The sequence below is a fragment of the Kitasatospora sp. NBC_00315 genome (assembly GCF_041435095.1).
GTDB lineage: Bacteria > Actinomycetota > Actinomycetes > Streptomycetales > Streptomycetaceae > Kitasatospora.
The window spans coordinates 4,722,169-4,747,934 of sequence record NZ_CP108025.1; the positions used below are offsets into that span (position 1 = coordinate 4,722,169).

The window sequence follows — 25,766 nt, forward strand, 5'->3', positions numbered from 1 at the left end:
TCTACTTTCTAAAAATAACCCTTGGCTACGACATCGTCCTCATTGGGGTCGCGGGCCTCGAAGATTTCTTTGAGATGATCGACGAATCTCTGGATGACATCATACCTGATCGGGTTGGTTTCGAGAAATTTCTTAAACTCTCCTCGGCGTTCGACCCTGTTCCCGGCCGAGGAGTATTCCTTCCTTTTGTGGGACCCGAGTCGCTTCCCGCGAAGAATGAGGACTTCGTCGATGTCACTTCCCGCAGTGCTGATCGGCGTCATGTCGAGATATTCGCAGATCAAGTAGTAGCGTGCAGCCGGAACTGCAATCTTGAGATCGTGGGAGGTGGCGCTGGCTTCCTGGAACATGGTTTTGTCGAGGTTCGTCTTGCATTCGGCTGCAATATAGGCGAGGCAAATATTTATACTTGATGAGCCTCCGGCGGGGAAGTCGGGCTTGAAGGAGGCCTTGAGGTACGCCTTTCGGCTCAGCGTGAAGTCCTGGTCCTTGGTGCGAACCTTCATGGAGATCCCGCCGAGCGGAGCGGCCAGTGAACTCGAGAAGTATGCGGCGGCGAATGCCCCGGCCGGTCCCGCATACACGTCCTGATCGGCGAGCTCCGGGATGATTCGATGATCGATCAGCCAGGGCATAAATTCCTCGATAATTGAATTGTCGATCTTCAATTGCCCGCGCTGGCGGAAGAGGAAATCTTGATTGCTGTCCCAGATCAGATTCAGTTCGACGTGCTTCTTGTAGGTGTTGAGTTGATCGACCAGGTCGCGAACGAGTTCGTCTCCCTCGGTCGTGAGGGATTTCATTCCCTCGATCCACTTCTCATACTGGCTGAGTGCCTCCGCGACGGCGGGCCTGTCGGCCGCCGGAAGCTTGGAATTCTTGAGCAATTCACTGAGCTTGGACTTGTGAGGAGTGGGCCGGCCTTCAGTTCTCGTTCCTTCGCCGGCTCGAACGGAAACCTCGGGCCTCGGAAGCTCGGATTGCTGCGGCGTGAGTGGGTCGATGGACTGGAACAGGGTGTTGTCGGTGCTCACGGCCGGAGCATAGCGCCGCAGCCCGAGTACTGTCTGTTGCTTCATGGCCTCGGCCTTGAGCAGCGCACGCCGTGCCGACCTTCTGAGCCCGACGGCTGCTTGCCGGCCACCGCGGAGCGACGGCGCGGTGGCTGCCGCAGGTGTGACCGAGCGTCGGGTTAACGCGTTGCCTCGGTCGAGGACGTGTCCGGGGCGACGACGGCCGGGGCGGCCTGAGCCGGTTCGCTGTCTCTACGCGGGGACGGCCGTCCGATGAGGCGTGGCGGTGGGCGGGGCCGTACCCGCCGGCGGCGGTCAGGTCGTTCGGGAGACCCTCAGCTCCGTGAGGTACCGCTTGGTGACCCGGCCGCCGTACCGGCCGTCGATCAGTGCGGCGATGCCTCCCAACAACCCCTCCCGGGCCGGCGGTGGCAGTGCCCGGTGGTTGGAGTAGGTCCGCAGCACCTCCAGGTACTCGGCCGTGGTGTACGAGAGGTCCCACGCGTGGCGCCGGGTGAGGACGGGGCCGTACCGGCCGCTGCGGGCCACCTCGTCCGCGTGGGCCGAGCCGTCGACGTCCGCTGCGGCGGGGAGCCGTAGGCCCGGCGGGGTGGCGGGGTCGAAACGCTCGTAGCAGTCCTGGACCTCGGCGAAGAACTCCACGCTGCCGCCCGCCACGTGCTGCGTGGCGACCACGGCCAGGGCGCCACCGGACCGCAGCGCGTCGGCGGCCCTGGTCATGCGAACCGCCGGATCGATCCAGTGGAACGCCGTCGCCGCGACGACGGCGTCGAACGGCTCCTCGGGCAGCGGCCAGGTCTCGAAGTCCGCCGTCACGACCTCCACCGCCCCGTGGCCGGCCAGGTTGCGTCGGGCGACGGCGGCCATCTCCGCGCCCAGCTCGACGGCGGTGATCCGGCAGCCGAGCCCGGCGAGCGGCACGGTGGCCTTGCCGGTGCCCGCCCCCACCTCTAGGACGCGGCAGCCGGGGCCGACACCGGCGAGCTCGGCGAGATCCTCGAACAGCTCCGGCGGATACCCGGGCCTGGCCCGGTCGTACAGCTCCGCGTCCTCGTCGAAGGTCCGGCTCAGGTGGACACGGCGTGTCTCGTCAGGCAGGTCGTCGCGCACGGCAGCACGGTAGAGCCTCCGCCGTCACGCCGTCACGCCGTCACGCCGTCACGCCGTCACGCCGTCACGCCGTGACGCCGTCACGCCGTGACGCCGTGACGCCGTGACGCCGTCACGCCGTCACGCCGTCACGCCGTCACGCCGTGACGCCGTCACGCCGTCACGCCGTCACGCCGTCACGCCGGCCGGCCCCGGCCGGGGCGCGGGGCCCTCGGGCGGCACATGTCGGACGGACCGTCACATCGGCTGCGCGGCAGCGTCCGCCGACGCTCGTCCCGTGGCGGCCGCCCGGGGCCCGGAGCCGAGGAGGAGCGGGTCGTTGCCGAGGTCTTCCAACAGGGCGTCCAGCTTGGCGCGGTCGACCGAGGACATCAGGAAGACGTGCACGTAGCCGCGCCGGGTGCCCTCGTCGCCCGGGTCCGTCAGGACGTCCTGTGAGGACAGCGACCACTTCTCCACCAGCTCGGGGCCGGGCTTGCGGAACCGTACGGTGATGGCGCCCGGAGTGCGGGCCGGCCACAGCTCGATGCCCTTCTCCCGCTCCAGGTGCCGGAGTCGCTGCTCCAGGTAGGCGGCCAGCTCCTGGGCCCGGCGGATCCGGTTCACCTGGTCCTGGTAGGAGTGCCGGGAGAGGTGGTCCCAGAGCACCAGCGGGGAGAAGCCGTTGCGCGAACCGGCGAAGGTGGTGTCGGGGGCGCCGATGTACTCGGGCTGGGAGGGCGGGCAGATCTGGTACTTGACCTTCGTCATGTAGATGCCGCAGGGCCACGGCGCGCCGGGCCACTTGTGGCCGCTCATGGCGATCGAGGACACCATGTCGAGGTCGCCGAACTCCCGTGTGGGCAGCGTGATGCCGAAGTCGAACTCGGGGAGGCCGGTGTCGGGGGTCCAGCCGAATCCCGCCGGGTCGGCGCCCGCCATCCGTACGAACGGGGCGTACCCGGCGCCGAGGGCTCCGTCCACGTGGATCCAGAAGCGCCGCCGCAGGTCGACCAGCGGCTCGCCGGTGCCTGGGTCCCTGCCGCCCGCCACCTCGCCCTGGATCAGCCCGTGCTTCTCGAAGATCGGCAGCAGGCGCTCGCAGACCTCCCGCACGTCGTCGTGGGCACCCTTGAAGGTGCTGCCGAGGTTGAGGCTGATGAAGACCGGGTGCCCCTTGGCGGCGAAGAACTCGACCAGCACGGCGAGGGCGTCGACGTCGATCTCGCCGGTGCCGTCCCAGGAGTGACCGGACGGGCCGCTGCGGGAGGGCACCTCGGTGGGCCACTCGGACGACGGGCCCTGCGGCCCGGCCAGCGGGCAGTCGTCCGGGTACTTCTCCGTGCCAACGGCGTGGAAGGTCTCGACGCCCAGTACCTGGACGGCCTTGGCGAACGAGTAGTGGGTGTCCTCGGAGTAGAACGCCACCGGGCGGCAGGCGTTGGGGTTGCCCGGCTCGGACGGGGCCCGGACGTACCGCGAGGTGCCCGCGGCACCGGTCGGCGCCTGGATCAGCGCCTTTCCGCTCAGGTAGTCCCGGGCGTTCCAGAGCGCGTACATGTTGCCCTCGGTCGAGCCCATGGAGAGCACGTAACCCCAGTACGACTCGGGGTCGTCGGCGGCGTAGGGCCGCTCGGCGTGCCACAGGGCGGCGTAGTAGTCGAGCACCGCGCGCTCGACGACCTTGGTGTTGGGCTTGTAGCCGCCGCTCTGGAACGGGTCGCCGAGGTTGTTGATGTTGTGCTGCATGAACCGGCCGAGGTCGAAGGCGCAGCCGCCGGTCTCCTGGGTCGCCTGGTAGCCGAGCAGGTTCCGGCGCTTGCTCGTCAGGTACTCGTCCATCCGGTCGAGCGCGCGCAGGCGCCGCTCGTTGCCCAGTCCTCCGGCCGGGAGTTCGAACTCCTCGGCGCCCGGCTCGTCGGCCGGGCCCCTCGACCGATGGAGAGCCGACCCGCTCCGGGGGGACACGGAGGGCACCTCCCGGACGGGCGTGCGGGCGGCCGGTACAAGGGGGTCCTGGGTCCGTCCGTCCGCCTCGTGGACGGCCGGCGGCGCGGCCGCGTCGTGTCTCGCCGCCACGGGCAGGGTGTCGGTTCGGCTCATGGGCGCAGCTCTCCCGGTTCGCTGGGTCGGAAGGCCCTCCCGGTGGGTCCGGCGGGTGGCGGTGGCAGATCCGATCGACAGCCAGGATGGAACCTGTGACGCGGTAAGGGGAAGTGATCCGCACGATATTCGGAATGATCACCATAGATCTTGCAATTCATCGGTTCGGAGGGGGAGGCTGGGTCCCGTGCCGAACATTCCCCAGCGGCGGCAGACGCCTCTCGACGACGTGGACCGGGCGATCCTGCGCATCCTCGCCGACAACGCCCGCACACCGAACAACGCGCTCGCGGACGCGGTGGGCATCGCGCCCTCGACGTGCCTGGCCCGGGTCCGCGCGCTGCGCGAGACCGGGGTGATCCGTGCCTACCGGGCCGAGATCGCTCCTGCGGCGATCGGACTGCCGCTCCAGGCGATGATCTCGGTCCGGCTCCGGGCCCACACCCGGGAACAGAACGAGAGCTTCCGCGACGCCGCCCCCGACATGCCCGGCGTGGTCGCGGTGTTCCACATGGCCGGATCGGACGACTACCTGCTCCACGTCGCCCTCGCGCACCCCGACGCCCTGCGCGACTTCGTGGTGGACCACCTCACCACCCACCCTGCGGTGGCGCAGACCCGGACCAACCTGATCTTCGAGCAGATCGCCGGCCGCCGGAACCTGATGCCGGACGGCTGACGGCGGGCCGCCGACCACGGGCCCGCCGTACTCCCGGCCGGTGCCCTCGCCCGGCGCGAGCCGGTGCCCTCGCCCGGCGCTAGCCGGTGCTGACCGGCGCGCGGGCCCCGGAGGCGGCGTGGATCGCCGCCTCCGGGGCCCTTTGCACCGTGTGTCCGCCCGGGCGGCCGGCGGTCAGACCACGTCGTCGTCGCGGTAGACGCACAGCGCCCAGACGACGAAGACGTCCAGGGCGATCACGATGATGTTCCACAGCGGGTAGTAGGGAAGCCAGAGGAAGGAGGCGATCGCGCTCAGCGAGGCGAGCACGATGCCGGCGATCCGGCCCCAGAGGGCGCCCCGGAGGACGCCGACGCCGGCCAGCGCCACGAGCACGCCGATCACCATGTGGATCCAGCCCCAGGAGGTCACGTCGAAGCGGAAGACGTACCTGGGGGTGGTCACGATGAGGTCGTTGTTGATGACCGCGACGAGGCCCTGGAAGAACTCCAGTATCCCGTTGACCAGCAGCATGATGCCCGCGAACAGGGCGAGTCCGCTGACCCAGCCGCTGTTGACGGACGTGCCGGGCGCTTCTCGGTAGGACGGGGGAGGGGTGGTGGTCATGGCAGGTGCTCCTCACAGGTGAGTACTGATGTGATGACGGGTCGGTCGGCTGGGGAGGCGGCGGCGCGCGCCGCCCGGGGGCGTGGCGGTGGTGGGGTCATGTCGTCAGGCCGGTGATCGCGTCGCCGAGGTACTTGGCGCCGAGGACGACCAGGACGACCGTCATGACCGCCGCGTTGTGGGCGGACATCCACGCCTTCCACTCGCCCAGGACCTTGGTCGCCTTCGCTCCGCCGAAGACGTACACACCCAGCGGCAGCAGCGTGCAGAGCGAGCCCACCAGCACCATCAGGACCGCCGCCACGGTCTTGCCGCCGACCGACGCCGAGCTGGTCGCGATGGAAACCCCGCCGCCGATCGCCAGCACCAGGTTCTTCGGGTTCGCCGCCACCAGGGCGGCGGCCAGCGCGGCCGACCGCCCCGGGGTGAAGCGGTCGATCGCGCGCATCCAGCCGGGCGGCTCGGCGATGTGGCCCTCGCGGGGCCGGTCCCGCCACTGCCTGGTGCCGAGGGCGAGGAACAGCGCGCCCAGGACGAGCTTGAGCCAGTAGGACCACGTCGGTCCGGCGGCCGTGGAGTCGATGTTCGAGCCGGCGAGCACGATCACGGTGGTCACCACGCCCAGTGTGACGATCCAGCCGGTGGTGAAGGCGATCCCGTTGGCCCGGCCGCGGGGGGTGGCCAGCATCAGGATCACCGCGATCAGCGGCAGGGGGCTGATGGCGATGCCGACCGCCGAGGCGAGCATCTGGCCGACCGCGTCACCCACTGAGCCCTCCCGGGTCCGTCCCGTCCCCGCCAGGGGCCGTCCGCTTAGTGCGCCGGCTTTCTGATCCAGGGTCTCCTCCTCCGGCGCCCGGCGCCCGGCTCCCGCGAGCCAGGTGCGGCCGCACCTGCCCCGGCCGGGCGGTGTGCCGGGTGGACGGGGGTGCGGTGTGCTGATCCCATTTCCGGTGCTGCGGGCGGGGTCGGCACGGCGGGCTGGGCCTTTCGGGTGAATCGGGTCGCGGGCCCCTCCGCGGTCGGGCGGCCACGGAATGCAGTGGTCGAAATGTGGTGATATGACTCGGTTCACCGCCGCCGCGTCGTTCCGGGGACGCCGTCGGCCGAGCGGTCACCGAAATACGGTGACCTGCCGGGACGGGAGCATCATGGACAACTACCCGCTTCTCAACCTGTTCTGGACCATGCTGGAGTTCTTCCTCTGGATCCTCTGGTTCTTCCTGCTCTTCAAGATCATCACGGACATCTTCCGCAGCCATGACATGGGCGGCTGGGGCAAGGCCGGTTGGACGATCTTCGTGATCCTGCTCCCGCTCATCGGCGTCCTCGTCTACCTCATCGCCCGCGGCGGCTCCATGCACGAACGTGACCTGGACCAGGCCGCACAGGCCGACAAGGCGTTCAAGTCGTACGTCCGGGAGGCGGCCGGGCCCGGGGGCGGTGGCGCGGCGGGCGGCAGCCAGGTCGACGAACTCGCCAAGCTCGCCGATCTCAAGAACAGCGGCGCGCTCACCCAGGAGGAGTACCAGAAGGCGAAGGACAAGCTGCTCACCTGACGGGGCCCGGGTCCGCGAACCCCGTCGTGGACCCGGGCAGCGCGGCGCACCGGAGGTGACGGAGCGACGGTGGGCCCGGACAGCCGGTGGGGCCGCCCGGCGGCGGCGCGACGGCGGGTTCGGAGGAGGCGGATGACGACACCGGAGCGGCCCGTGCCATTCGGCGCCGGGGCCGGCACCGCGCCGACCACGGAGCAGGTCTGGTACGCCTCGTACGGTTCGAACATGGACCTGGCCCGGCTCGCGTACTACCTCTGCGGCGGGCGCCCGGCCGGGGCGGTGTGGACCAACCCGGGGTGCCGGGACCCTCGGCCGCCGGGGCGCTCGCTGCCCGTTCTGCTCCCGGGGCAGCTGTACTTCGCCCTGGAGTCCACGGCCTGGACCGGCGGGGTCGCCTTCCACGACCCGCTGGATCCCGGCGAGATGCCCGCCGTGGCCCATCTGGTCTCCGGCCGCCAGTTCTCGGACATCGCCGCCCAGGAGACACGCCGCGGGCCCGGCGAGGACCTGGACCTGCGCGCCGTCCTGGCACACGGTCTGGTCCGACTCGGCCCCGAGCCGTACCGGACCCTGTACTGCCCCGGCCTGCTGGACGGCCGCGCGGTCCTGACCTTCACCGCGCCCTGGCGCAGCGCCGGAGCCGCGTTGAACAGTCCTGCCGCCGCGTATCTGGGGCATCTGGCGGCAGGGCTGCGCGAGGTGCACGGCTGGGGCGCCGAACGGATCGGGGAGTACCTCAGCGGACGGCCGGGGGCGGCGGGGGCCTGGAGCGCGGCCGAGGTGGCGGGCCTCCCGCAGGCGGGCGGCCGACCGGAGCGCAAGATTCCCGGGCCGCCGCCATAACCGGACCGGGTGGTCGCCCGTTGGCAGATACGTGAACAAACTTCTTCCGCTGTTCGGTGCCGGCGAGAACGGTGGCGGCGAGAACGGCGAGGGCCGCGACAGCGAGGGCGGCCCGGGTCGGGGCGGCCACCGCGGTGCGGTGCTGAGCCTGCGCCCCCGGCGGCTGACGCGGTTCGACCGGGGCTGGGCGCTGCAGGTGCGGGCCGGCGAGCTCGCCGCTCTCGCGGCCGGGCCGCAGGCCGCCGGGCGGCTACGGGCCCGGCGGGGGTTCCTGCACGGGAGCGGCCACAACCACGAACTCGCGGAGCTGATCCGCCGACGGCCCGAGGAGTTCGGGCGGGTGGGGCTGCTGGTGCTCGGCGCCGAGAGCGTCCGGGTGCTGGACGACGTGGTCGAGGTGATCCGGCCGGAGTCCATCGACGGGTTCCAGCGGCTGACCCTCCTGGCCCGGGCCGCGGTCGAGTCCGGGCGCGCGCACCTGGACCGCTCGACCGTCCGGCTGGAGGTGTTCACCAGCCCGGAGCGCGAGCACGTCCGGCGACTGCACGACGTCGCCGATCTCTACCTCAACCCGGCCACGGCCCAGGACTGCCTCCGGCGCTGCCCGGAACTGCGCAGACTGGTGGAGGAGTTCGAGCGGGAGGGCCGACTGCCGCAGTTCTCGATGGCGGACGTGACCAGGGCGCTGGCCTGCCTGTCCGCCGCGCCCACGCCCTACCTCTCGCACCTGGTCTCCACGGACGCCGGGCTGGACGAGCTCTGGGCGGACATCGCCTCGCCGCACTACCGCACGCTGATCCATCCGGGCGTCCACGCCGTGGGGGTGCTCCGGGCGCTGGAGGCCCGGCGCACCGCCCGGCAGGCGCTGGCGCGGTTCCCGAAGAGCGCCCGGGCCGGGTACGGGCACCTGGTCGACCACGCGCCGGACCTGATCTGCTGGGCGGCCTGCCGCCACCTCCCGTTGCACCAGCTCCACGACGAGCACTCCACCACCAAGTGGGACCGCCTGATCGACCAGGAGCTCCCGGCCTGGACGGTCAGCGCCGCGCACGACTACATCGGCCGCCACCGTCGCTCGGAACCGAGACGCGCGGCCGGCACGACGGATCGCACCGGTCTCCCGCTCTGGCTGGAGCTGGCGGGGATGAGCCCGGGGCCGGCGCCGGCGCGTTGATCCGGTGCGGCCCCGGGTGGCAAGGGCGTGGACCCCTCGGATGAGCGGCCGGCCCGGCCGTCGGACGCCCCGAACCGGCCCCGCGGGGAATGCGGCCGGTGCCGCCCACGGGCAGAGCGGCATCCGCCGCCGTACGGTGGTGGGAAAGGGGGTGTACGGAGGAGGTCACGATGCCCGGTTCTGTCACCATCAGCCATCACGGGACGGCGGTCCCGATCGACGCCGCGGACGCCCAGCGGCTCGCGTCGGGGCTCGACGAACTCGCCTACCTGCTGGAGATCCCGGGGCCCAACCGCCTCAGCGACGCGCAGCTCGGCGTGCTCTGCGACGGCAAGCCCTACCAGCGGGACGCGGTCGTGCGGTGGACGAGGAAGCTCGCCGCGGAACTCAGGGGAGGGGCCTGACCGCAGCGCCGCGGGCCGGCCGGACCGCACCCGGGAGCGCGGTCGTACGATGGCCCCGGAGGTGGCCGCAGCGGTCGGCCTCCGGGGCCCCGGCGTGTGCGGACCCGGGCTGGGCGGCCCCCGGGCGGAGCGGGTCGGGTGGGTGAGGCGCGGCGGCCGCTATGACGATCTCCTGGATCACGGTCGACACGCCGTTGCCGAGCGGGCCGATGCGCGTCGCGGTGACCCCGAGGGGCGTGGTGGCGGCCTGCTATCTCGCGGACGACGCGGGACCGCGGAGCGAGCCGTGCACCGACCCGGCCAAGATCGACGCGGTGACCGGCCGGATCACCGAGTACCTCGCCGGGGAGCGCCGCACGCTGGACCTGCCCATCGACTGGTCCCGGGCCGGCGGCCCGCACGGCTCCGTCCTGGCGGCGCTGCTCGCCGCGGTCCCGTACGGGCAGACCATCACCTATGGTGAACTGGCCGCCCGCAGTGGGGTGTTCGAGGACATCACCGAGCCGGGCGTGGCCGCCAGGGCGGTCGGCCAGATGATGGCCGCCAACCCCGTCCCGCTCCTGGTCCCCTGCCACCGGGTGGTCGCGGCGGACGGCCTCGGCGGCTTCGGCGGTGGCCGGGTCGGGATCGAGGTGAAGCGCTGGCTGCTCACCCTGGAGGGCGTGCTGGAACCGACGTTGGACTGGAACGGCCCGGGCTGAGACCGCCCCGGGGTGGACGGCCGGGCGGCTCCGGGCCGTTCGGACCACCTGGGCCGGTCGGGCCACCTAGACCAGGTCGAAGGCGACCGGCACGCGCTCCAGCGCCGGCGGCACCTGGCGGGGCAGCAGAGGCTGGACGCCGGACACCAGGGTGTACTCGATGCCCGCGAGCCGGTCCAGCGGTCCGGTGGTCGGGGTCTCGCCGAGCGCCAACTGCACCGCGTTCCAAGGCAGGTTGAGCCCGCACAGCCGGAGCTGGTGCAGGCCGCCGGAGGGCCGGGTGTTGACGTCGATGATCACCGGCTCGCCGTGGTGGTGCCGGAACTGCACGTTCGAGAGGTACGCCATGCCGAGGGTCTCGACCAGGTGGCGGGCCGGCTCCAGGTAGCGCGCGGCGGTGGTGAACGTGCGTCTGCGGCGGTGCTTGGTGCGCCCCACGGCGGTGACCAGCCGGCCGTCCCGGTCGGCCAGGCAGTCGACCGACACCTCGGGGCCCTCCAGGTACGGCATGACCAGCAGGTCCACCGGCTCCTCGGCGGCGTCCAGCGCCGCCAGCACCTGGTCGAGCTGGACGTGCGCGTTCGGGGCGCCGGCCAGCCGGTGCAGTCCGAAGGGCTCACGGGTGAGCACCCGGAAGCCCTCGCCGCCGGCCCCGGAGGCGGGCTTGAGGCAGGGGATCCCGTCGGCGGCCTCGATCCGGGTGACGGCGTCGAGCAGCTCGTCGGCGGTGCGCACCTGCCACCAGGGCGGGGTGGGGAGCCCGGCTGCGGTTATCGCCGCGTAGCCGTCGACCTTGCTGGCGAAGGCCGCGATCGCGGTGGCCGGCGGGCAGGCCAGTGTCGTGCCCACCGCCAGGAACTCCTTGTGGTGCAGCGAGATGGCGAGCTGGTTCAACCGGGGCAGGAAGACGTCGACGGCGTTGCGGGCGCAGTACTCCAGCGCGAAGGCGACGTACTCGTCGGGCGCCAGGCCCTCGGGTTCCAGGGAGGCGACGTCGGCGGCGGCCAGCACGGGGGAGTCGGCGTCGACGTGGGTGGCGTGGACCTCGACCGCCCGCTGCGCGTCGCGCAGTTGCTGGATGAAGAAGATGTTCTCGGCGTAGGTGCGGTTGAGCCAGATGCGTACGGGTGCGCTCACGGAGGTCTCCCGGGGCAGGAGGGAACGTTCGGGAGGGCGTCCGGTCCGACGGCTCGTTCGATGCTTGGGCATACGAAACCCGGCGGTCGGCCCACGGCTTCAATGTGTTCGGCGCCTTGGTCGTGCCCTTGAGGTGGCACCTTAGCGCTCTTGCGGGGCGTTCGTGAACGGCGGGTGGGCGGCCGCCCGGCGCTGGCCCGACGGGGGGCGCGCGACCCGGGGCGGAGGACGTGGAATGCCTGGTCGCCGGGGGTTTTCAGGAGTGTTTCCGACGGGTGAAGCGGGTGCCTTCCGGATCATTTCCGGGCGATTCGAATGATGATCGAACCGTAATCGCTCAAATGATCCAGTCGTACTAATTATGCCGCCCTGACGATCACCCGAACGAGTGATTGCAGGTTAGCTCGAACGGCCTCACGATGATGTTTGCAAGGCGACATTTCATTCGGTTAGCACGGAGGGTTCCTGTATGTCGACCGAAACCAACCTCGGTATTCCTGCGCAGGGCGAGCAGCCGCAAACCCGGCAGCAGCAGAGCCTTGGCACGGCGGGCGCGAAGAACCTCGCGACCACCACCAAGTCCGCGCCGCAGATGCAGGGCATCAGCTCGCGCTGGCTGCTCAGGATGCTCCCGTGGGTGCAGGTGGCCGGCGGTACGTACCGTGTCAACCGGCGTCTCACGTACGCGGTCGGGCGCGGCCGGGTGAGTTTCGTCAAGACGGGGGCGGACGTCCGGCTGGTGCCGCCGTCGCTGCGCGAGCTCCCGGTGCTGCGCGGCTTCGAGGACGACGCCCTGCTGGCGGAGCTGGCGACCCGCTTCGTCCAGCGTGACTTCTCCGCGGGGGATGTGCTGGTCGATGCCGGCCGGCCGGTCGAGGAGGTCTTCCTGATCGCCCACGGCAAGGTCAACAAGGTGGGCACGGGCAAGTACGGTCACGAGACGGTGATCGGCTTCCTCGCGGACGGCGACCATCTCGGGGACGAGGCCCTGCTGCAGGCCGACGCGACCTGGGAATACACGGTGAAGGCCGCCACCGCGGGCACGCTGCTCGCGCTGCCCTGGCCGGCGTTCCAGGAGCTCGCCGACCGCTCCGAGGCGTTGCGCGGCCAGATCCTGTCCCACCTGGCGGGCTCGCAGGCGGCGCAGAATCGTCACGGCGAGGCGGAGATCGAGCTGTCCGTCGGCCACGAGGGCGAGCACGAGCTGCCCGGCACCTTCGTCGACTACGAGCTGGCGCCGCGCGAGTACGAGCTGAGCGTCGCGCAGACGGTGCTCCAGGTGCACAGCCGGGTCGCGGATCTCTACAACCAGCCGATGAACCAGATCGAACAGCAGTTGAAGCTCACGATCGAGGCGCTGCGCGAGGCGCAGGAGCACGAGCTGATCAACAACCGCGAGTTCGGCCTGCTCCAGAACGCGGACTACGACCAGCGCATCCAGACCCACTCCGGCCCGCCCACTCCGGACGACATGGACGAGCTGCTGAGCCGCCGCCGGGGCACCAAGTTCTTCCTCGCCCACCCGAAGGCGATCGCCGCCTTCGGCCGTGAGTGCAGCCGCCGCGGCCTCTACCCGGACGCGCTGGAGGTGCACGGCCATCACGTGCCGGCCTGGCGCGGGGTCCCGATCTTCCCGAGCAACAAGATCCCGATCCTGGACGGGCACACCAGTTCGATCATCGCGCTGCGTACGGGCGAGGACAATCAGGGCGTCATCGGTCTGCACCAGACCGGAATTCCCGACGAGTACCAGCCGAGTCTCTCGGTCCGTTTCATGGGGATCAACGAGAAGGCCATCATCTCCTACCTGGTCAGTGCCTACTATTCCGCCGCCATTCTGGTGCCCGACGCCATCGGCATTCTGGAGAACGTCGATATCGCCCGGCCCCGGGACTGACCGGCCGACTCATCCGCCGATCGAGGGTGGCAACCGCTCCCGGCCGGCGTCCGAGGTGAGTACGCCCCGAATTCCGGAATTCAGGGCCTGATGTCCCCCGCCGGTCCGGACGCGCGTGCTCGGCCGCGTGTCCGGGCCGGCGGGCCCGGCCGCCGTCGGGCCGGTACAGCGAACCGAAGGAGCAGGGGGAGGAACCATGGGGATCTTCGCGTTGGAACGGGACCACCTGGACGGGAGTGACGTCGAGAGCGTCCTCGCCCGGGCCCGGGGTTTCGTCGACCCGGCGCTGCGCACGGCCGTCGACACACTGCCCGCGCCACTGCGCCGGGTGGCGAGCTACCACTTCGGCTGGACGGAGCCGGACGGCTCCCCGGCCGCCGGGTCCTCCGGCAAGGCGATCAGGCCGGCCCTGGTGCTGGCCGCCACCCAGGCACTCGGCGGCGATCCGGCGGCCGCGGCCGGGGCGGCCGCCGCGATCGAACTCATCCACAACTTCTCGCTCCTCCACGACGACGTCATCGACGGCGACGACACCCGCCGTCACCGGCTCACCGCCTGGCGGGTGTTCGGCACCACCGAGGCGATCCTCGCGGGTGACGCCCTGCACGCGCTGGCGCTGAGCACCCTCGCCGAGGACGACCACCCGGCGGCGCAGCGGGCGGTCCGCCGCCTCGCCGACTGCGTGGTCGAACTCTGTGCGGGACAGCAGGCCGACTGCGCCTTCGAACAGCGCGACGACGTCTCGCTCGACGAGTGCCTGGCCATGGCCGGGTCCAAGACCGGTGCGCTGCTCGGGTGCGCCTGTGCGATCGGAGCCCTCTACGCGGGGGCGGACGACCTCGCGGCGGACGCGATGGACGCCTTCGGCCGGGAGATCGGGCTGGCGTTCCAGCTGATCGACGACCTGATCGGCATCTGGGGCGACCCGGCCGTCACCGGCAAACCGGTCGGCGCGGATCTGGCGGCCCGCAAGAAGTCCCTCCCGGTGGTGGCCGCACTGGCCGGCGGTACGGCCGAGGCCGCGGTCCTCGCCAACCTCTACGCCCTGGACCGTCCGCTGACCGACGAGGAGCTGACGCGCTGCGCCAGGGCGGTGGACAAGGCGGGGGGCCGGTCCTGGGCGCAGGGCGAGTCCTGTGAACGGATGGCCGCGGCGATCGCCCACCTGGCACAGGCCGTGCCCGAGCCCTCGGCGGCCGACGACCTGCTGGCCCTGGCCGAGCTGGTCACCCGGCGGAGCCACTAGAAGGCTCCACCGGACACGTCCCAGGGCTTCCCGGCCGAACACCGGCCCGGCCGAACACCGGCCCGGCCCGGCCGGACCGTCCGGTCCGAGCCGGGGCAGTTTCCCCGCACACCGTTCGATCACGAGGAATAGCCCATGAGTTGGCTGGACATCGGCACTCTGGTCATTGTCCTGCTCTGTCTGGCCAGTGCCCTGAAGCTGCTGCAGCGCTTCGTTCCGCACCCGGTCCGCGAGGCCCACAACGACGTGGCCGGGTTCATCTTCGCCGCGGTGGGCGTGCTCTACGCCGTCCTGCTCGCCTTCGTGGTGATCGCCGTCTGGGAGAACAACGACGCCGCGCGCAAGACCACCTTCCAGGAGGCCGACTCGCTGGCCGGCATCTACTGGATCTCCCGCGAGCTGCCGGCTCCGCTGGGACCGCAGCTGGAGCAGAAGACGCTGGACTACGCACGGCTGGTGATGGACACCGAGTGGCCCCTGATGGCCGATCACCGGAGCAGCACCGACGCGACCCAGCTCGTCTACGGGATGCGGGCGGACGTCTTCTCGATCAAGCCGGCCAGTGAGCAGGAGAACGTCCTCTACGAGCACGCCGTCAGCCACCTGGAGAGCCTGGCCTCCGAGCGGCGGGCACGGTTGAACCAGGTGGACGAGGAGGTGCCGCCACTGCTCTGGGTGGCGCTGATCTCCGGCGCGGTGCTGACGATCGGGTTCACCTTCCTCTTCGGCCTCTCCAACACGCTCTCCCATACGTTGATGGTGCTGGCGCTGAGCGGGCTGGTGGTGATCTCGTTGATCGTCATCAAGGAGATGGACTTCCCGTTCACGGGGGTGACGGCGGTGAAGCCCACGGCCTTCGAGGTCTTCCTCAACCGGCTGCCACCCCCGCGCTGAGGCACTTCGCGCCGCCGAGGGCGCGGCGGCCGACCCACGGGTCGGCCGCCGCGCTCTCGCGTTCCCGTCGCTCCGCGTCGCCGTTTGCGCTCGGGCGCGTCTCTCGGGCGGACTCTCGGCCGGTCCGCTCCCCGGCGTGCGCCCGGAACGGAACGCCGACGCGCCCGGCCGGAGGACGTGCTCTTCCAATCGGGGCCACATAGCATCCATTTATGATGTTATGTCCGACTCGGAGCGTCGTACGGGAGAGATGATCAGCATGGGAAACCCGACTCCGGTGGACCCGGCCACCGTCCGTTCGACCGCCGCCGAGGGCTGGGTCTGGGGCTACGCCCTGCTGGAGAACTACCGCACCATGTACCCGCAGGCCGTCGACGACGCGGACCCCCGCCATGTCGGCGGCTTCGGTGTCTTCCGGCACCATCCGCAGCCGTCCACGCCCGCCGACACCGACGTCGTCACCCCCAACAACGACACCCCGTACTCCTGGGCCTGGCTCGACCTGCGGGCCGAGCCCTGGGTGCTGTCGGTGCCCGCCGTGGATCGCTACTACGTGATGCCGCTGCACGAGCTGGACACCGTCTACGCCGGGTTCGTCGGAGCCCGGAGCACCGGCCGGGGCGCCGGCGACCATCTGATCGCGGGCCCGGACTGGCAGGGCGAGGCCCCGGCCGGCATCGACGGCGTGATCCGCACCGCCACCCGCCTGATCGGCATCGTCGGCCGTACGTACCTCGCCGGGACGGACCCCGAGGCGGTCGGGGAGCTGACGGCGATCCAGCGGGAGTACCGGCTCCGGCCGCTGCACGAGTACGCCGGCACGCCCGCCCCGCCGCCCGCGCCGCAGCCGGTCTGGCCGGTCTGGCGGGAGGAGGTGCTGGAGAGCATCGAGTTCTTCGGGGTCCTGGACTTCCTGCTCGGCTTCTTCCCGGTACTGGCCACCGAGGCCGATCTGCGCCGTCGGCTCGCCGCCCTGGGCGTCGACGGCCGGGGTGAGTTCGAACCGGCCGCGCTGCCGGCCGGGGTACGCACCGAGATCGAGCGCGGGATCGTGGACGGCCGGGCGGAGCTGGAGCGCGCGGCTGCCGAGGCGACCGGCTCCACCGGCTACTTCGGCACCCGGGAACAGATCGGGAGCGACCACCTCCGGCGGGCCGTCGGCGCGAAGCTCGGCCTGTACGGCCTGCCCTTCGAGGAGGCCTGGTACGGCGGCTGGGTGGCGGACAGCGAGGGCAACAGCCCGCCGGACGCCGCCGAGCGCGACTACGTCCTGCGGTTCCCGCCCGACGCGCTGCCGCCGGCGGAGTTCTTCTGGTCGGCCACCATGTACGCGCTGCCCGGCAGACAGCTGGTGGACAACCCGGTCCAGCGGTACTCCATCGGCGACCGGACTCCCGGGCTGGTCCGTGACCCCGACGGCGGCCTCACCCTGTACGTCCAGGTCAAGCGGCCGGCCAACGCCGATTGGAGTGCCAACTGGCTGCCCGCGCCGGACGGTCCGTTCACCGTCGTCATCCGGCTGTACGGGCCCGACCACTCGGTTCTGGACGGCGGCTGGACCCTTCCGGCGCTCACCCCCCGCTGACCCGCGCCCGCTCCGAGGCCGCAGGGCCGTCAGGCCGCCCGGCCCCGGCCGCCCGGCCCCGGCCGCCCGGCTCGTGGTCGCCCGGCCCCGACCGCTTCGTGGTCGCCCCGAGCCGATGCCCGCCCCAGGAAGGATCCCGAATGATCGAGCCCGCGCTGGAGGCCCTCGCCGCCGACGCCTACATCTACGGCTCCCCGCTGGTGACCGACCTCGCGATGGTCGACCGTGTCCGGTCCCGGGGCCTCAGCACTGTCGAGCCCGCGCCGTTCAACCGGTTCGGCCACGCGACCGCGACGGCCACGGCGGCGGACGAGTTCGTCTCGGTCAACAACGACACGGTGTACTCCGTCGCCCAGCTGGACCTCGCCGAGGGGCCGCAGCTGCTGCACGTGCCGGACACCGCCGGCCGGTACCACGTGCTGCAGTTCGTCGACGCCTGGACCAACAACTTCGCCTATGTCGGCAGCCGGGCGACCGGCACCGCCGAGCAGACCTGGCTGATTGTCGGGCCCGGCCGGCACGGGACGCCGCCGGAGGGCGTCCAGGTGATCGTCTCGCCCACCACGGTCGCCACCGTGGTGGGCCGGATCGCGTGCGAAGGGCCGGCCGACCTGCCCGCCGTCCGGGAGCTCCAGCAGCGGCTGACCATCGGGGCGCTGGAACCGGGCGGCGTCCCGGCGGGGCTTGCCGAGCCGGACCCTTCGGTGCCGGCGGAGCTGGAGTTCTTCGAACGCCTGCGGGTCTGGATGGCGGCCTACCCGCCCGCCGCCCCGGACGTGGAGTACCAGCAGCGGTTCGCCCCGCTCGGGCTGCTCGACAGCGGTCCGTCGCCCTACCGCGCCGCCGCGCCGCAGTGGACGGCCGCACTGGTCAGCGGGCTGGCCGCGGGCAGGCAGCGGGTCGAGGAGGCGAGCAGGCCGGTGGACGTGCCACCGAGCGGGGAGTGGACCGTCAACCTGCACACGTTCGACTACAACCTCGACTTCCTCGGCCCCGGCACGCTCGACGACCCGCGGTGGCGGATCGCCGACCGCCGGGCCGCCTACCTCACCCGGGCGGTGGCCGCGCGGGCCGGACTGTGGGGCAACCACGCCTACGAGGCGGTGTACGCCACGGTCTTCCACGACGACGAGGGCTGCCGGCTGACCGGCGAACGCTCCTACACGCTGCGCTTCGAGGAGCCGCCGCCGGTCGACGCCTTCTGGTCGGTCACCATGTACGACCTGCCGGACTACCACCTGGTGGAGAACCCGGTCGGGCGGTACTCGATCGGTGACCGCACCACCGGACTGGTGTACGGGGGCGACGGGTCGCTGACGCTCCACCTGCGGCACGAGCGGCCCACCGACACCGCGGAGGCTGCGAACTGGCTGCCCGCCCCGGCCGGCGAGTTCCGGCCGGTGGTCCGGCTCTACCGGCCGCAGGCGGCGGTCCTCGACGGCTCCTACCGGCTGCCGCCGCTGCGACTGCGCTGATCCTCCGCCGCGTGCCCGGCCTGCTGGTGGCCCGACCTGGTGGTCGGCGCGGGCGGGGAGTTCGGAGAGGGTGAGGCGGCCGGTGAGGCCGGGGCTCCGGTGGCGGGGCCGCTCGTGGTCGGGCCGGAGGTCGCGGTGGCGCTCGGCCCGGTGGTGGGGCTCGCGGTCGGTCCGCCGGTCGGGGTGGGGACGGGGGACGGCGAGGTGGTCGGCGCGGGCTCCGTCGGGCTGGTCGGGGTCGAGCCGGGCGGCGCGGTGGACGAGGTGGGGGCAGGGCCGGAGGCACCGCCCTGCGGCGTGGGGCCGCCCTCCAGGGTGACCACCGCCTCGGACGGCGGCAGGGCGATCCGGGCCGTCCACGCGGTGCCCGGTGCGTGCTCCTCGTCGACCGTCACGGTGACGGTGATCCGCTGCCCGGGGGCCAGCGTCCCGGAGTCCCGGCTGAGGCGCAGCCACCCGACGTCCACCACGGCGTGCCAGCGGATCTCCGTGCCGCCGGAGTTGGTCATGGAGATCACGGTGCGGCTGCCGTACTCGGCGGCCTCCACCGTGAGCAGCCCGGCGGCGCCCTGCGGTGCGGCGCCCGGGAACGGCGCGGGGGAGGGGACGGAGCGCAGTGCCGGGCTGCCGATCGGGGTGGCGCCGGCAGCCGGCACCGGTACGGCCGGACCCTGGATCCTCGGGAACAACGTTTCTGCGGACGCCGTCCCCGCCGGCTCCAGGCCACCGCTGCCCTGACCGGCGGTGGTCGCCCCGGCCGTCGGTCCGGAGGCAGGCGGGCGCCCGGCGGCGGGCGCGCCGCCGTCGACACTCACCGAGGAGACGGCGGCGGCCGTGCCCGCGCCGTCACCGCTCCGATGGCCGGCCCAGAGCGCCACCACCGGAGCGGCCAGGACCGCCGCCAGCACGCCTGTGGTGATGACCCGCTGACGGACCGCCACGGCGCGGCTCGGGCCGGGCGTCCGGTGCCGGGGGAAACCGCGCTGGTCGAACCGGAGACCGGGCTGCTCGGCCGGTCGGTGGCCCGTCAGCGCGGCGGCCCGCCGGCCGGCGGCGGCGCCGGCCAGGAACGCCGCCCCGGCCGGCCGCGGTCCGGATCCGGCGGCCCCGGCAGCGCCGGGCCCCGAGCCGGCGGGGCCGCCGGGCCGCGCTCCGGCGAACGGCCGCCCGGCGGCGCCCGACCGGGCTTGGCCCTGCTGCGGCGCCCCGCCGCGCTGCCCGGCGTCGCCCCGCGCCGATTCGCGCTGCCCGGCGTCGCCCCGCTCCGGTCCACTCCGCTCCGGTCCACTCCGCTCCGGGGCGTCGCGGCCCGCTCCCGACGGGACGTCCCGTCCATCGCCGGCCGACCGGAGGGGCGCCGGCCCGCCGGCCGGACGCCGTTCGTCCTGCCCGGTGTCCCGGGCTGCGGCCGGTGCGGGCAGCAGCGGCAGCAGCGGCGGCACCGGCCGGCCGGACGGCCCGGACCCCACCTCGCCGGCGACCCGCTCCGCCGTGCCCCGGCAGGTCGGACAGTCCACCACGTGCTGCACCAGCTCACGGCGCAGCGCCGGACCGAGCACCCGCTCTCCCCGCCCGCCGTCGGGCAGGTGGGGCCCCGGCAGGCTCGCCGCGCCCGCGCCCGCGCCCGCGCCCGCGCCGCCGAGCCGGTCCAGCTCGGGACAGCCCCCGGCGCCCAGCACCTGCAAGGCGGTCCTGGTCCGTCCGACCTCGGAGCCCGCCGAGGCGAGCAGCGCGCGGGCGCCGTCCGCCGAGATGCCGAGGACCGCCGCCACCTCGATCGGGCTGAGCCGGTGGCGGGCCGACAACTCCAGCGCCTCGCGCTGCTCCGGATCCGTCCCCGCGGCCTCCGGCCAGGCCAGTGAGGCCAGCTCCCGTCGCCGGTCCGCCCGGTCCGCCCGCTCCGTGCCGACCGCGTCCGCCGTCGGCGTCTGCGGGCCGCGTTCCAGTCGGTACAGGCAGCAGTACCGGGCGAGCGAGTACAGCCAGGCCTTCACCAGGCCGGGCTCGGCCAGCCGCTCCCCGTGCCGCAGCGCCAGCTCCCGTACCTCGCGGACGGCGCCGACCGCGGCGTCGTGGTCGCACAGCACCGAGAGGCAGTACGTGAACAGTCCGTCCAGTTGCCGGTCGTAGGCGGCGAGGACGGGGTCGGGAGGCCTTTCCACACGCGTAGTCACCCGTCCGACGGTAGAGAGACGGCGGGGCCGAGCCGAGGTGTTTCGGGTCGCTGTACTTCTTTCGGGTAACAACACGACCGGCCCCGGGCCGCCCGGCGGAGCACCCGCCGGGCCGCCCGGACGGGATTGTCGGAGGCAGCCGCTACGGTGGGGCGCATGGCAGCCCGTACCAAGACCACCGCCAAGCCGCGACCGGCCTACCGCTGCACGGAGTGCGGCAACCAACTCCCGAAATGGGTCGGGCGCTGCCCCGAGTGCAACGCGTGGGGCACGGTCGAGGAGTACGGCGCGGTGCCGATCCGGACCACCGCCGCCGGGCCGGTCAGCGCGCCCGCGCGGCCGATCGCGCAGGTCGACGGCCAGGTGGCGACCGCCCGCAGCACCGGCGTGCCCGAGCTGGACCGGGTCCTCGGCGGCGGCATCGTGCCCGGCGCGGTGGTGCTGCTCGCGGGCGAGCCGGGCGTCGGGAAGTCCACCCTGCTGCTGGACGTCGCGGCGAAGGCCGCCAGCGACCAGCACCGCACGCTGTACGTCACCGGCGAGGAGTCGGCCGGCCAGGTGCGGCTGCGTGCGGACCGGATCAACGCGCTCTCCGACCATCTCTACCTGGCCGCCGAGTCCGATCTCGGCGCGGTCCTCGGCCACATCGACCAGGTGAAGCCGGGGCTGCTGATCCTCGACTCGGTGCAGACCATCGCCTCCGCCGAGCTGGACGGCTCCCCCGGCGGCCCGTCCCAGGTCCGGGAGGTGGCGGGGGCGCTGATCCGGGTCTCCAAGGAGCGCGGCATGGCCACCCTGCTGGTCGGCCACGTCACCAAGGACGGCTCGATCGCCGGCCCGCGCCTGCTGGAGCACCTGGTCGACGTGGTGCTGAGCTTCGAGGGGGACCGGCACGCCAGGCTGCGCATCATCCGCGGGATCAAGAACCGGTACGGCGCCACCGACGAGGTCGGCTGCTTCGAGCTGCACGACGAGGGCATCGTGGGGCTGGCCGATCCGTCCGGCCTCTTCCTGACCCGCCGTGACAAGCCCGTCCCCGGCACCTGCCTCACCGTCACGCTGGAGGGCCGTCGGCCGCTGGTCGCCGAGGTGCAGGCGCTGATGGTGGATTCGCAGATCCCCTCGCCCCGGCGCACCACCTCGGGCCTGGAGTCGCCCCGGATCGCGATGATCCTCGCCGTGGTCGAGCGGCACGGCGGGGTCAAGCTCGGCAAGCAGGACATCTACACCGCGACGGTCGGCGGTGTGAAGCTCAGCGAGCCCTCCGCCGACCTGGCGATCGCGCTCGCGGTGGCCAGCTCCTCCTCGGACACCCCGCTGCCCAGCAACCTGGTGGCGATCGGCGAGGTCGGCCTGGCGGGCGAGGTCCGCCGGGTGACCGGCGTGCAGCGGCGGCTGGCGGAGGCTCACCGGCTGGGCTTCACCCACGCCCTCGTCCCGCCGGATCCGGGCAAGGTCCCGCGCGGCATGACGGTGGTGGAGGTCGCCGACATCGGCGAGGCGCTGCAGGCCATCCCGGGCCGCCGCCGCGCGGCCGCGAAGCCGCGTGCCGGCGCCCGGGCCGAAGCGCGCGGCGAGACGCCTCCCGCGCCCCGCGCGGAGGCCCGCACGGGCGGCCGGGCACCGGTCGCGGCCTACCCCGAAGAGCTGATGGAGGGGTGGGAACCGGTCGACTCCGACGAACTGGGTTGACCCCGGCCCTGTTATCGCCGCACGCAGTTAGACTTTCCCCTGTCTAATTGGCGACAAGGCAGTAATAAGCGACAGACCGTAGGCCGGCGCACCGCGTGAGGCGCGCGGCACGGGGTCGACCGGAGGAGTCACGTGGCAGCCAGCGACCGGGTGGACAAGTCCCCCCGTGAGGAGGCCCTGTTGCGGGCCTCCCTGAGTGCCATCGCTCCCGGGACGGGCTTGCGCGACGGTTTGGAGCGAGTGCTGCGGGCCAACACCGGCGGGCTGATCGTGCTCGGCTTCGACAAGACCGTCGAGTCGGTGTGCACCGGCGGATTCGTCCTGGACGTCGAGTTCTCGGCGACCCGGCTGCGTGAGCTGTGCAAGCTCGACGGCGCGGTGGTGCTCGACAAGGACATCACCAAGATCGTCCGGGCGGGCGTGCACCTGATGCCGGACTCCACCATCCCGACCGACGAGACCGGCACCCGCCACCGCACCGCGGAGCGCGTCAACCGGCAGACCGGGTTCCCGGTCGTCGCCGTCTCGCACTCGATGCGACTGATCGCGATGTACGTCAACGGGACGCGGCGGGTGCTGGAGGACTCCACCACCGTGCTGTCCCGGGCGAACCAGGCGCTGGCCACCCTGGAGCGCTACAAGCTGCGCCTGGACGAGGTGGCCGGCACGCTCTCCGCGCTGGAGATCGAGGACCTGGTCACCGTCCGGGACGTCACCGCGGTCGCCCAGCGGCTGGAGATGGTCCGGCTGATCGCCACCGAGATCGCCGGCTACGTGCTGGAGCTCGGCACCGACGGCCGACTGCTCTCGCTCCAGCTGGACGAGCTGATCCAGGGGGTCGAGCCCGAGCGCGAACTGGTGGCCCGCGACTACTTCCCCGAGCGGGCCGCCAAGCGTGGCCGGACGGTGCCCGAGGTGCTCACCGACCTGGAGGCGCTCACCCACGCCGAGCTGCTCGACCTGCAGACGGTCGCCAAGGCGCTGGGCTACTCGGGCTCGCCGGAGTCGCTGGACTCCGCGGTCTCCCCGCGCGGCTACCGCCTGCTGGCCAAGATCCCGCGTCTGCCGAACACCGTGATGGAGCGGCTGGTGGAGCACTTCGGCGGACTTCAGAAGCTGCTGGCGGCCAGTATCGACGACCTGCAGACGGTCGAGGGCGTCGGCGAGACGCGGGCCCGCTCCGTCCGCGAGGGGCTCTCGCGGCTCGCCGAGTCGTCCATCCTGGAGCGCTACGTCTGAGTCCTGCCCGACGACCTGCCCGACCTGCCGGGTACGGCGGCGGCGGACGGCGGCGGACGACGGACGGCCGGGGCGACGGACGGCCACGACGACCGATGCGATCAGCGGCGGGGCCCGGGGATCGCTCCCCGGGCCCCGCCGCTGATCGCACTCGTCCCGGGCCCGGGCCCGGGCGGGGTCAGCTCTCCAGACGGATGGAGGAGCGGGCCGACACCGCTCCACCGTCCAGGCCGGACAGATCGGCCACCACCAGGTAGCTGCCGACCGGGGCCGGGGAGGTGTCCGGCGAGGCGCACTGGGGCTTGCTGCGGCCGCGGTCCCAGGTGAACGTCTCGGTCAGGCCGTTGCCCGCCGGGATCTGCACCCAGGTGCTCTGACGGTCGGTCGGGCAGTCGCCCGAGGACCAGACCCGCTCGCCGTTGCTGGCCTGCAGGGTGACCGTCGAGCTGACCCGGCCGAGGTCCACCCGGCAGCCCGCGCTCCCGGTGTTGCGCACGGTCAGGGACAGCCGGGGCTTGTCCTTCGGCTGGTAGGCGTTCTGAGCGCTCGACAGCTCCAGCGTCACCTGGCGCGAGGCGCAGACCGTGAGCGCCATCACCTCGGCGGTGTTCACCGGGGGAGCGGCGGCGCTGCCGCCCGAGGTCCCGCCGGCCCCGCCGCCCGCGCCGGCGGCGGTACCGCCCGCGCCGGCCGTACCTCCGGGTGCGGCGGTGTTGGCGGCCGCGCCGCCGTCCGTACCGCCGGAGCTCAGGCTGACGTCGCCGCCGCCCGAACCGGAGACGCCACCCGTGCCCGCGCCGGCGGCCGCGCCGCCGCCGGAGCCGCCGCCCGGGCGGCCGGTGACCGCGGGGCCGCTGGGGCCGGCGCCGGGGGTGATCGCCTGGGCGGGGCCCGGAGAGGGCGGCGCGGCCTTGTGTCCGGACCCGCCTCCTCCTTGACCGGACGTCAGCCAGAGGACCAGGGCGGCCACCGCCGCCACGGCGACGAGCACGACGACACGCCGACGCCAGTAGATCGAAGCCGGCAGCGGTCCTACGGGTTGACGCAGAGAAGGCACGCGCAAACTCTACGAGAGAGTGTGCGTCCCTTGATGCACCAACACCGCACTCTCGCCCCTTCCTTCACATGATCCGCAATTTGGGCCGGATGGGGGAGGGGATCCGACGCCGTCCCGGCGGCCCCGTCGGCGGCCCCGCAGGGGATCCGGCCCGCCACCGGGGGCAGCGGAGGGCGGCGGGCGTGGGAGGATCGAGGGGTCATGGCTACCTCCCCCATCGCCCCCGCCCCGCTGCTGCACTCGACCGTTCTCGGCTGGTACGAGGAGCACGCGCGTGATCTGCCCTGGCGTACGCCGGACGCCTCGCCCTGGGCGGTGATGGTGAGCGAGTTCATGCTGCAGCAGACGCCGGTCAAACGGGTCCTGCCGGTCTACGCGGCGTGGCTGGAGCGCTGGCCCACCCCGGCCTCGCTGGCGGCGGACGCCCCGGGCGAGGCCGTCCGGATGTGGGGCCGGCTCGGCTACCCGCGCCGGGCGCTGCGGCTGCACGGCGCCGCCACCGCGATCACCGAGCGGCACGGCGGTGCGGTGCCGGACGACCACGCGGCGCTGCTCGCCCTGCCCGGAGTGGGTGAGTACACGGCGGCCGCGGTCGCCTCGTTCGCGTTCCGGCGGCGCCACGTGGTGCTGGACACCAATGTCCGCCGGGTGTTCGCCCGGGCGGTGACGGGTGTCGAGTATCCCGCCCAGGCGACCACGGCGGCGGAGCGGCGCACGGCGACGGCGCTGCTGCCCCAGGCGGCCGAGACGGCCGCGAGCTGGGCGGTCGGGGTGATGGAGCTGGGCGCGCTGGTGTGCACGGCGCGCAGCCCCGAGTGCGCGGCCTGCCCGCTGCGGCGGCACTGCGCCTGGCAGCTGGCCGGGCGCCCGCCGTACGAGGGGCCGGCCCGGCGCGGGCAGACGTACGAGGGGACGGACCGCCAGGTGCGCGGCAAGCTGCTCGCGGTGCTCCGCGAGGCCCACGGCGAGGTCGAGCAGGCCCGGCTGGACGCCGTGTGGCCGGAGCCGGTGCAGCGGGCGAGGGCACTGGACGGCCTGGTCGCGGACGGTCTGGTGGAGCCCGTCGCGCAGGGCGTCTACCGGCTGCCGCAGTAGTACCGGCCTCGGGGTGCCCGTCGCCCGGGCGGGTACCCCGCGGTCCTGCGGCCCGGGTTCACGACCCGCCCGTCGCCGCACAG

Annotated in this window: 22 protein-coding genes; 14 read left to right on the top strand and 8 right to left on the bottom strand. The window is 72.8% G+C overall.

Annotated features, from left to right (window positions below; genetic code table 11):
* Positions 1-8: 8 nt before the first annotated feature.
* The 3 genes from OG823_RS19415 to OG823_RS19425 form a co-directional block, all read right to left on the bottom strand.
* Complete coding sequence (locus tag OG823_RS19415; protein WP_371480858.1) at positions 9-1,034, bottom strand: Bpu10I family restriction endonuclease; 1,026 nt, start codon at positions 1,032-1,034, stop codon at positions 9-11.
* A 294-nt stretch (positions 1,035-1,328) separates the two neighbouring features.
* Positions 1,329-2,144, bottom strand: coding sequence for a class I SAM-dependent methyltransferase (locus OG823_RS19420; protein WP_371480859.1), 816 nt, complete (start codon positions 2,142-2,144; stop codon positions 1,329-1,331).
* 237 nt (positions 2,145-2,381) lie between these two features.
* A complete protein-coding gene (locus tag OG823_RS19425) occupies positions 2,382-4,226 on the bottom strand; it encodes a histidine decarboxylase (RefSeq protein WP_371480860.1) in 1,845 nt (614 codons plus the stop codon).
* 187 nt (positions 4,227-4,413) lie between these two features.
* Here OG823_RS19425 and OG823_RS19430 point away from each other — a divergent pair, with 187 nt between their 5' ends.
* On the top strand, positions 4,414-4,905 hold the full coding sequence (locus OG823_RS19430; protein WP_371480861.1) for an Lrp/AsnC family transcriptional regulator: 492 nt from the start codon (positions 4,414-4,416) through the stop codon (positions 4,903-4,905).
* 174 nt (positions 4,906-5,079) lie between these two features.
* On the opposite strand, the gene OG823_RS19435 is transcribed toward OG823_RS19430, so the two are convergent.
* Together OG823_RS19435 and OG823_RS19440 are read right to left on the bottom strand one after the other, a co-directional pair.
* A complete protein-coding gene (locus tag OG823_RS19435; RefSeq protein ID WP_371480862.1) occupies positions 5,080-5,511 on the bottom strand; it encodes a hypothetical protein in 432 nt (143 codons plus the stop codon).
* 97 nt (positions 5,512-5,608) lie between these two features.
* On the bottom strand, positions 5,609-6,280 hold the full coding sequence (locus OG823_RS19440; protein ID WP_371480863.1) for a GAP family protein: 672 nt from the start codon (positions 6,278-6,280) through the stop codon (positions 5,609-5,611).
* Between the two features lie 382 nt (positions 6,281-6,662).
* On the opposite strand from OG823_RS19440, the gene OG823_RS19445 reads away from it, so the two are divergent.
* The 5 genes from OG823_RS19445 (at position 6,663) to OG823_RS19465 (ending at position 10,192) form a co-directional block, all read left to right on the top strand.
* Positions 6,663-7,070 carry an SHOCT domain-containing protein gene (locus OG823_RS19445; protein WP_371480864.1) on the top strand — a complete coding sequence of 136 codons (408 nt, stop codon included), beginning with the start codon at positions 6,663-6,665 and terminating at the stop codon, positions 7,068-7,070.
* Between the two features lie 132 nt (positions 7,071-7,202).
* Entirely contained in the window at positions 7,203-7,913 is a 711-nt protein-coding gene (locus tag OG823_RS19450; RefSeq protein WP_371480865.1) for a histone deacetylase, read from the top strand.
* Between the two features lie 31 nt (positions 7,914-7,944).
* Complete coding sequence (locus OG823_RS19455) at positions 7,945-9,087, top strand: hypothetical protein (RefSeq protein WP_371480866.1); 1,143 nt, start codon at positions 7,945-7,947, stop codon at positions 9,085-9,087.
* Positions 9,088-9,257: 170 nt separating this feature from the next.
* A complete protein-coding gene (locus OG823_RS19460) occupies positions 9,258-9,491 on the top strand; it encodes a hypothetical protein (RefSeq protein WP_371480867.1) in 234 nt (77 codons plus the stop codon).
* A 161-nt stretch (positions 9,492-9,652) separates the two neighbouring features.
* Entirely contained in the window at positions 9,653-10,192 is a 540-nt protein-coding gene (locus OG823_RS19465) for a methylated-DNA--[protein]-cysteine S-methyltransferase (RefSeq protein ID WP_371480868.1), read from the top strand.
* A gap of 66 nt (positions 10,193-10,258) precedes the next feature.
* On the opposite strand, the gene OG823_RS19470 is transcribed toward OG823_RS19465, so the two are convergent.
* On the bottom strand, positions 10,259-11,329 hold the full coding sequence (locus tag OG823_RS19470) for an ATP-grasp domain-containing protein (RefSeq protein WP_371480869.1): 1,071 nt from the start codon (positions 11,327-11,329) through the stop codon (positions 10,259-10,261).
* Between the two features lie 469 nt (positions 11,330-11,798).
* On the opposite strand from OG823_RS19470, the gene OG823_RS19475 reads away from it, so the two are divergent.
* The 5 genes from OG823_RS19475 (at position 11,799) to OG823_RS19495 (ending at position 18,426) form a co-directional block, all read left to right on the top strand.
* Entirely contained in the window at positions 11,799-13,226 is a 1,428-nt protein-coding gene (locus OG823_RS19475) for a family 2B encapsulin nanocompartment shell protein (RefSeq protein ID WP_371480870.1), read from the top strand.
* Between the two features lie 196 nt (positions 13,227-13,422).
* Positions 13,423-14,472 (top strand): family 2 encapsulin nanocompartment cargo protein polyprenyl transferase, encoded by a 1,050-nt coding sequence (locus OG823_RS19480; RefSeq protein ID WP_371480871.1) that lies wholly within the window; start codon positions 13,423-13,425, stop codon positions 14,470-14,472.
* A gap of 135 nt (positions 14,473-14,607) precedes the next feature.
* Complete coding sequence (locus tag OG823_RS19485; RefSeq protein WP_371480872.1) at positions 14,608-15,366, top strand: hypothetical protein; 759 nt, start codon at positions 14,608-14,610, stop codon at positions 15,364-15,366.
* A 259-nt stretch (positions 15,367-15,625) separates the two neighbouring features.
* The gene (locus tag OG823_RS19490) at positions 15,626-16,951 is read left to right on the top strand and encodes a DUF1254 domain-containing protein (protein ID WP_371480873.1); all 1,326 of its coding nucleotides are present in this window, start codon (positions 15,626-15,628) and stop codon (positions 16,949-16,951) included.
* 140 nt (positions 16,952-17,091) lie between these two features.
* A complete protein-coding gene (locus tag OG823_RS19495; RefSeq protein WP_371480874.1) occupies positions 17,092-18,426 on the top strand; it encodes a DUF1254 domain-containing protein in 1,335 nt (444 codons plus the stop codon).
* Here OG823_RS19495 and OG823_RS19500 read toward each other — a convergent pair.
* Complete coding sequence (locus tag OG823_RS19500; protein WP_371480875.1) at positions 18,396-20,600, bottom strand: hypothetical protein; 2,205 nt, start codon at positions 20,598-20,600, stop codon at positions 18,396-18,398. The two genes, OG823_RS19495 and OG823_RS19500, sit on opposite strands and share 31 nt — an antisense overlap.
* 156 nt (positions 20,601-20,756) lie before the next feature.
* Between OG823_RS19500 and radA the strand changes: the two genes are divergently transcribed.
* Both radA and disA read left to right on the top strand, forming a co-directional pair.
* Positions 20,757-22,292 (top strand): DNA repair protein RadA, encoded by a 1,536-nt coding sequence (radA, locus tag OG823_RS19505; protein ID WP_371480876.1) that lies wholly within the window; start codon positions 20,757-20,759, stop codon positions 22,290-22,292.
* Between the two features lie 132 nt (positions 22,293-22,424).
* On the top strand, positions 22,425-23,531 hold the full coding sequence (disA, locus tag OG823_RS19510) for a DNA integrity scanning diadenylate cyclase DisA (protein ID WP_371480877.1): 1,107 nt from the start codon (positions 22,425-22,427) through the stop codon (positions 23,529-23,531).
* 178 nt (positions 23,532-23,709) lie between these two features.
* On the opposite strand, the gene OG823_RS19515 is transcribed toward disA, so the two are convergent.
* On the bottom strand, positions 23,710-24,588 hold the full coding sequence (locus OG823_RS19515) for a hypothetical protein (RefSeq protein WP_371480878.1): 879 nt from the start codon (positions 24,586-24,588) through the stop codon (positions 23,710-23,712).
* 201 nt (positions 24,589-24,789) lie between these two features.
* On the opposite strand from OG823_RS19515, the gene OG823_RS19520 reads away from it, so the two are divergent.
* A complete protein-coding gene (locus OG823_RS19520; protein WP_371480879.1) occupies positions 24,790-25,683 on the top strand; it encodes an A/G-specific adenine glycosylase in 894 nt (297 codons plus the stop codon).
* Positions 25,684-25,766: the final 83 nt, after the last annotated feature.

Excerpts from the sequence above, each read along its gene's own strand:
- OG823_RS19495 (WP_371480874.1), top strand. The coding sequence starts at position 17,092 with ATGATCGAGCCCGCGCTGGAGGCCCTCGCCGCCGACGCCTACATCTAC.
- OG823_RS19460 (WP_371480867.1), top strand. The coding sequence starts at position 9,258 with ATGCCCGGTTCTGTCACCATCAGCCATCACGGGACGGCGGTCCCGATC.
- OG823_RS19485 (WP_371480872.1), top strand. The coding sequence starts at position 14,608 with ATGAGTTGGCTGGACATCGGCACTCTGGTCATTGTCCTGCTCTGTCTG.
- OG823_RS19475 (WP_371480870.1), top strand. The coding sequence starts at position 11,799 with ATGTCGACCGAAACCAACCTCGGTATTCCTGCGCAGGGCGAGCAGCCG.
- OG823_RS19465 (WP_371480868.1), top strand. The coding sequence starts at position 9,653 with ATGACGATCTCCTGGATCACGGTCGACACGCCGTTGCCGAGCGGGCCG.
- OG823_RS19490 (WP_371480873.1), top strand. The coding sequence starts at position 15,626 with ATGGGAAACCCGACTCCGGTGGACCCGGCCACCGTCCGTTCGACCGCC.
- radA (WP_371480876.1), top strand. The coding sequence starts at position 20,757 with ATGGCAGCCCGTACCAAGACCACCGCCAAGCCGCGACCGGCCTACCGC.
- OG823_RS19480 (WP_371480871.1), top strand. The coding sequence starts at position 13,423 with ATGGGGATCTTCGCGTTGGAACGGGACCACCTGGACGGGAGTGACGTC.
- OG823_RS19425 (WP_371480860.1), bottom strand. The coding sequence starts at position 4,226 with ATGAGCCGAACCGACACCCTGCCCGTGGCGGCGAGACACGACGCGGCC.
- OG823_RS19450 (WP_371480865.1), top strand. The coding sequence starts at position 7,203 with ATGACGACACCGGAGCGGCCCGTGCCATTCGGCGCCGGGGCCGGCACC.
- OG823_RS19435 (WP_371480862.1), bottom strand. The coding sequence starts at position 5,511 with ATGACCACCACCCCTCCCCCGTCCTACCGAGAAGCGCCCGGCACGTCC.
- OG823_RS19445 (WP_371480864.1), top strand. The coding sequence starts at position 6,663 with ATGGACAACTACCCGCTTCTCAACCTGTTCTGGACCATGCTGGAGTTC.
- OG823_RS19520 (WP_371480879.1), top strand. The coding sequence starts at position 24,790 with ATGGCTACCTCCCCCATCGCCCCCGCCCCGCTGCTGCACTCGACCGTT.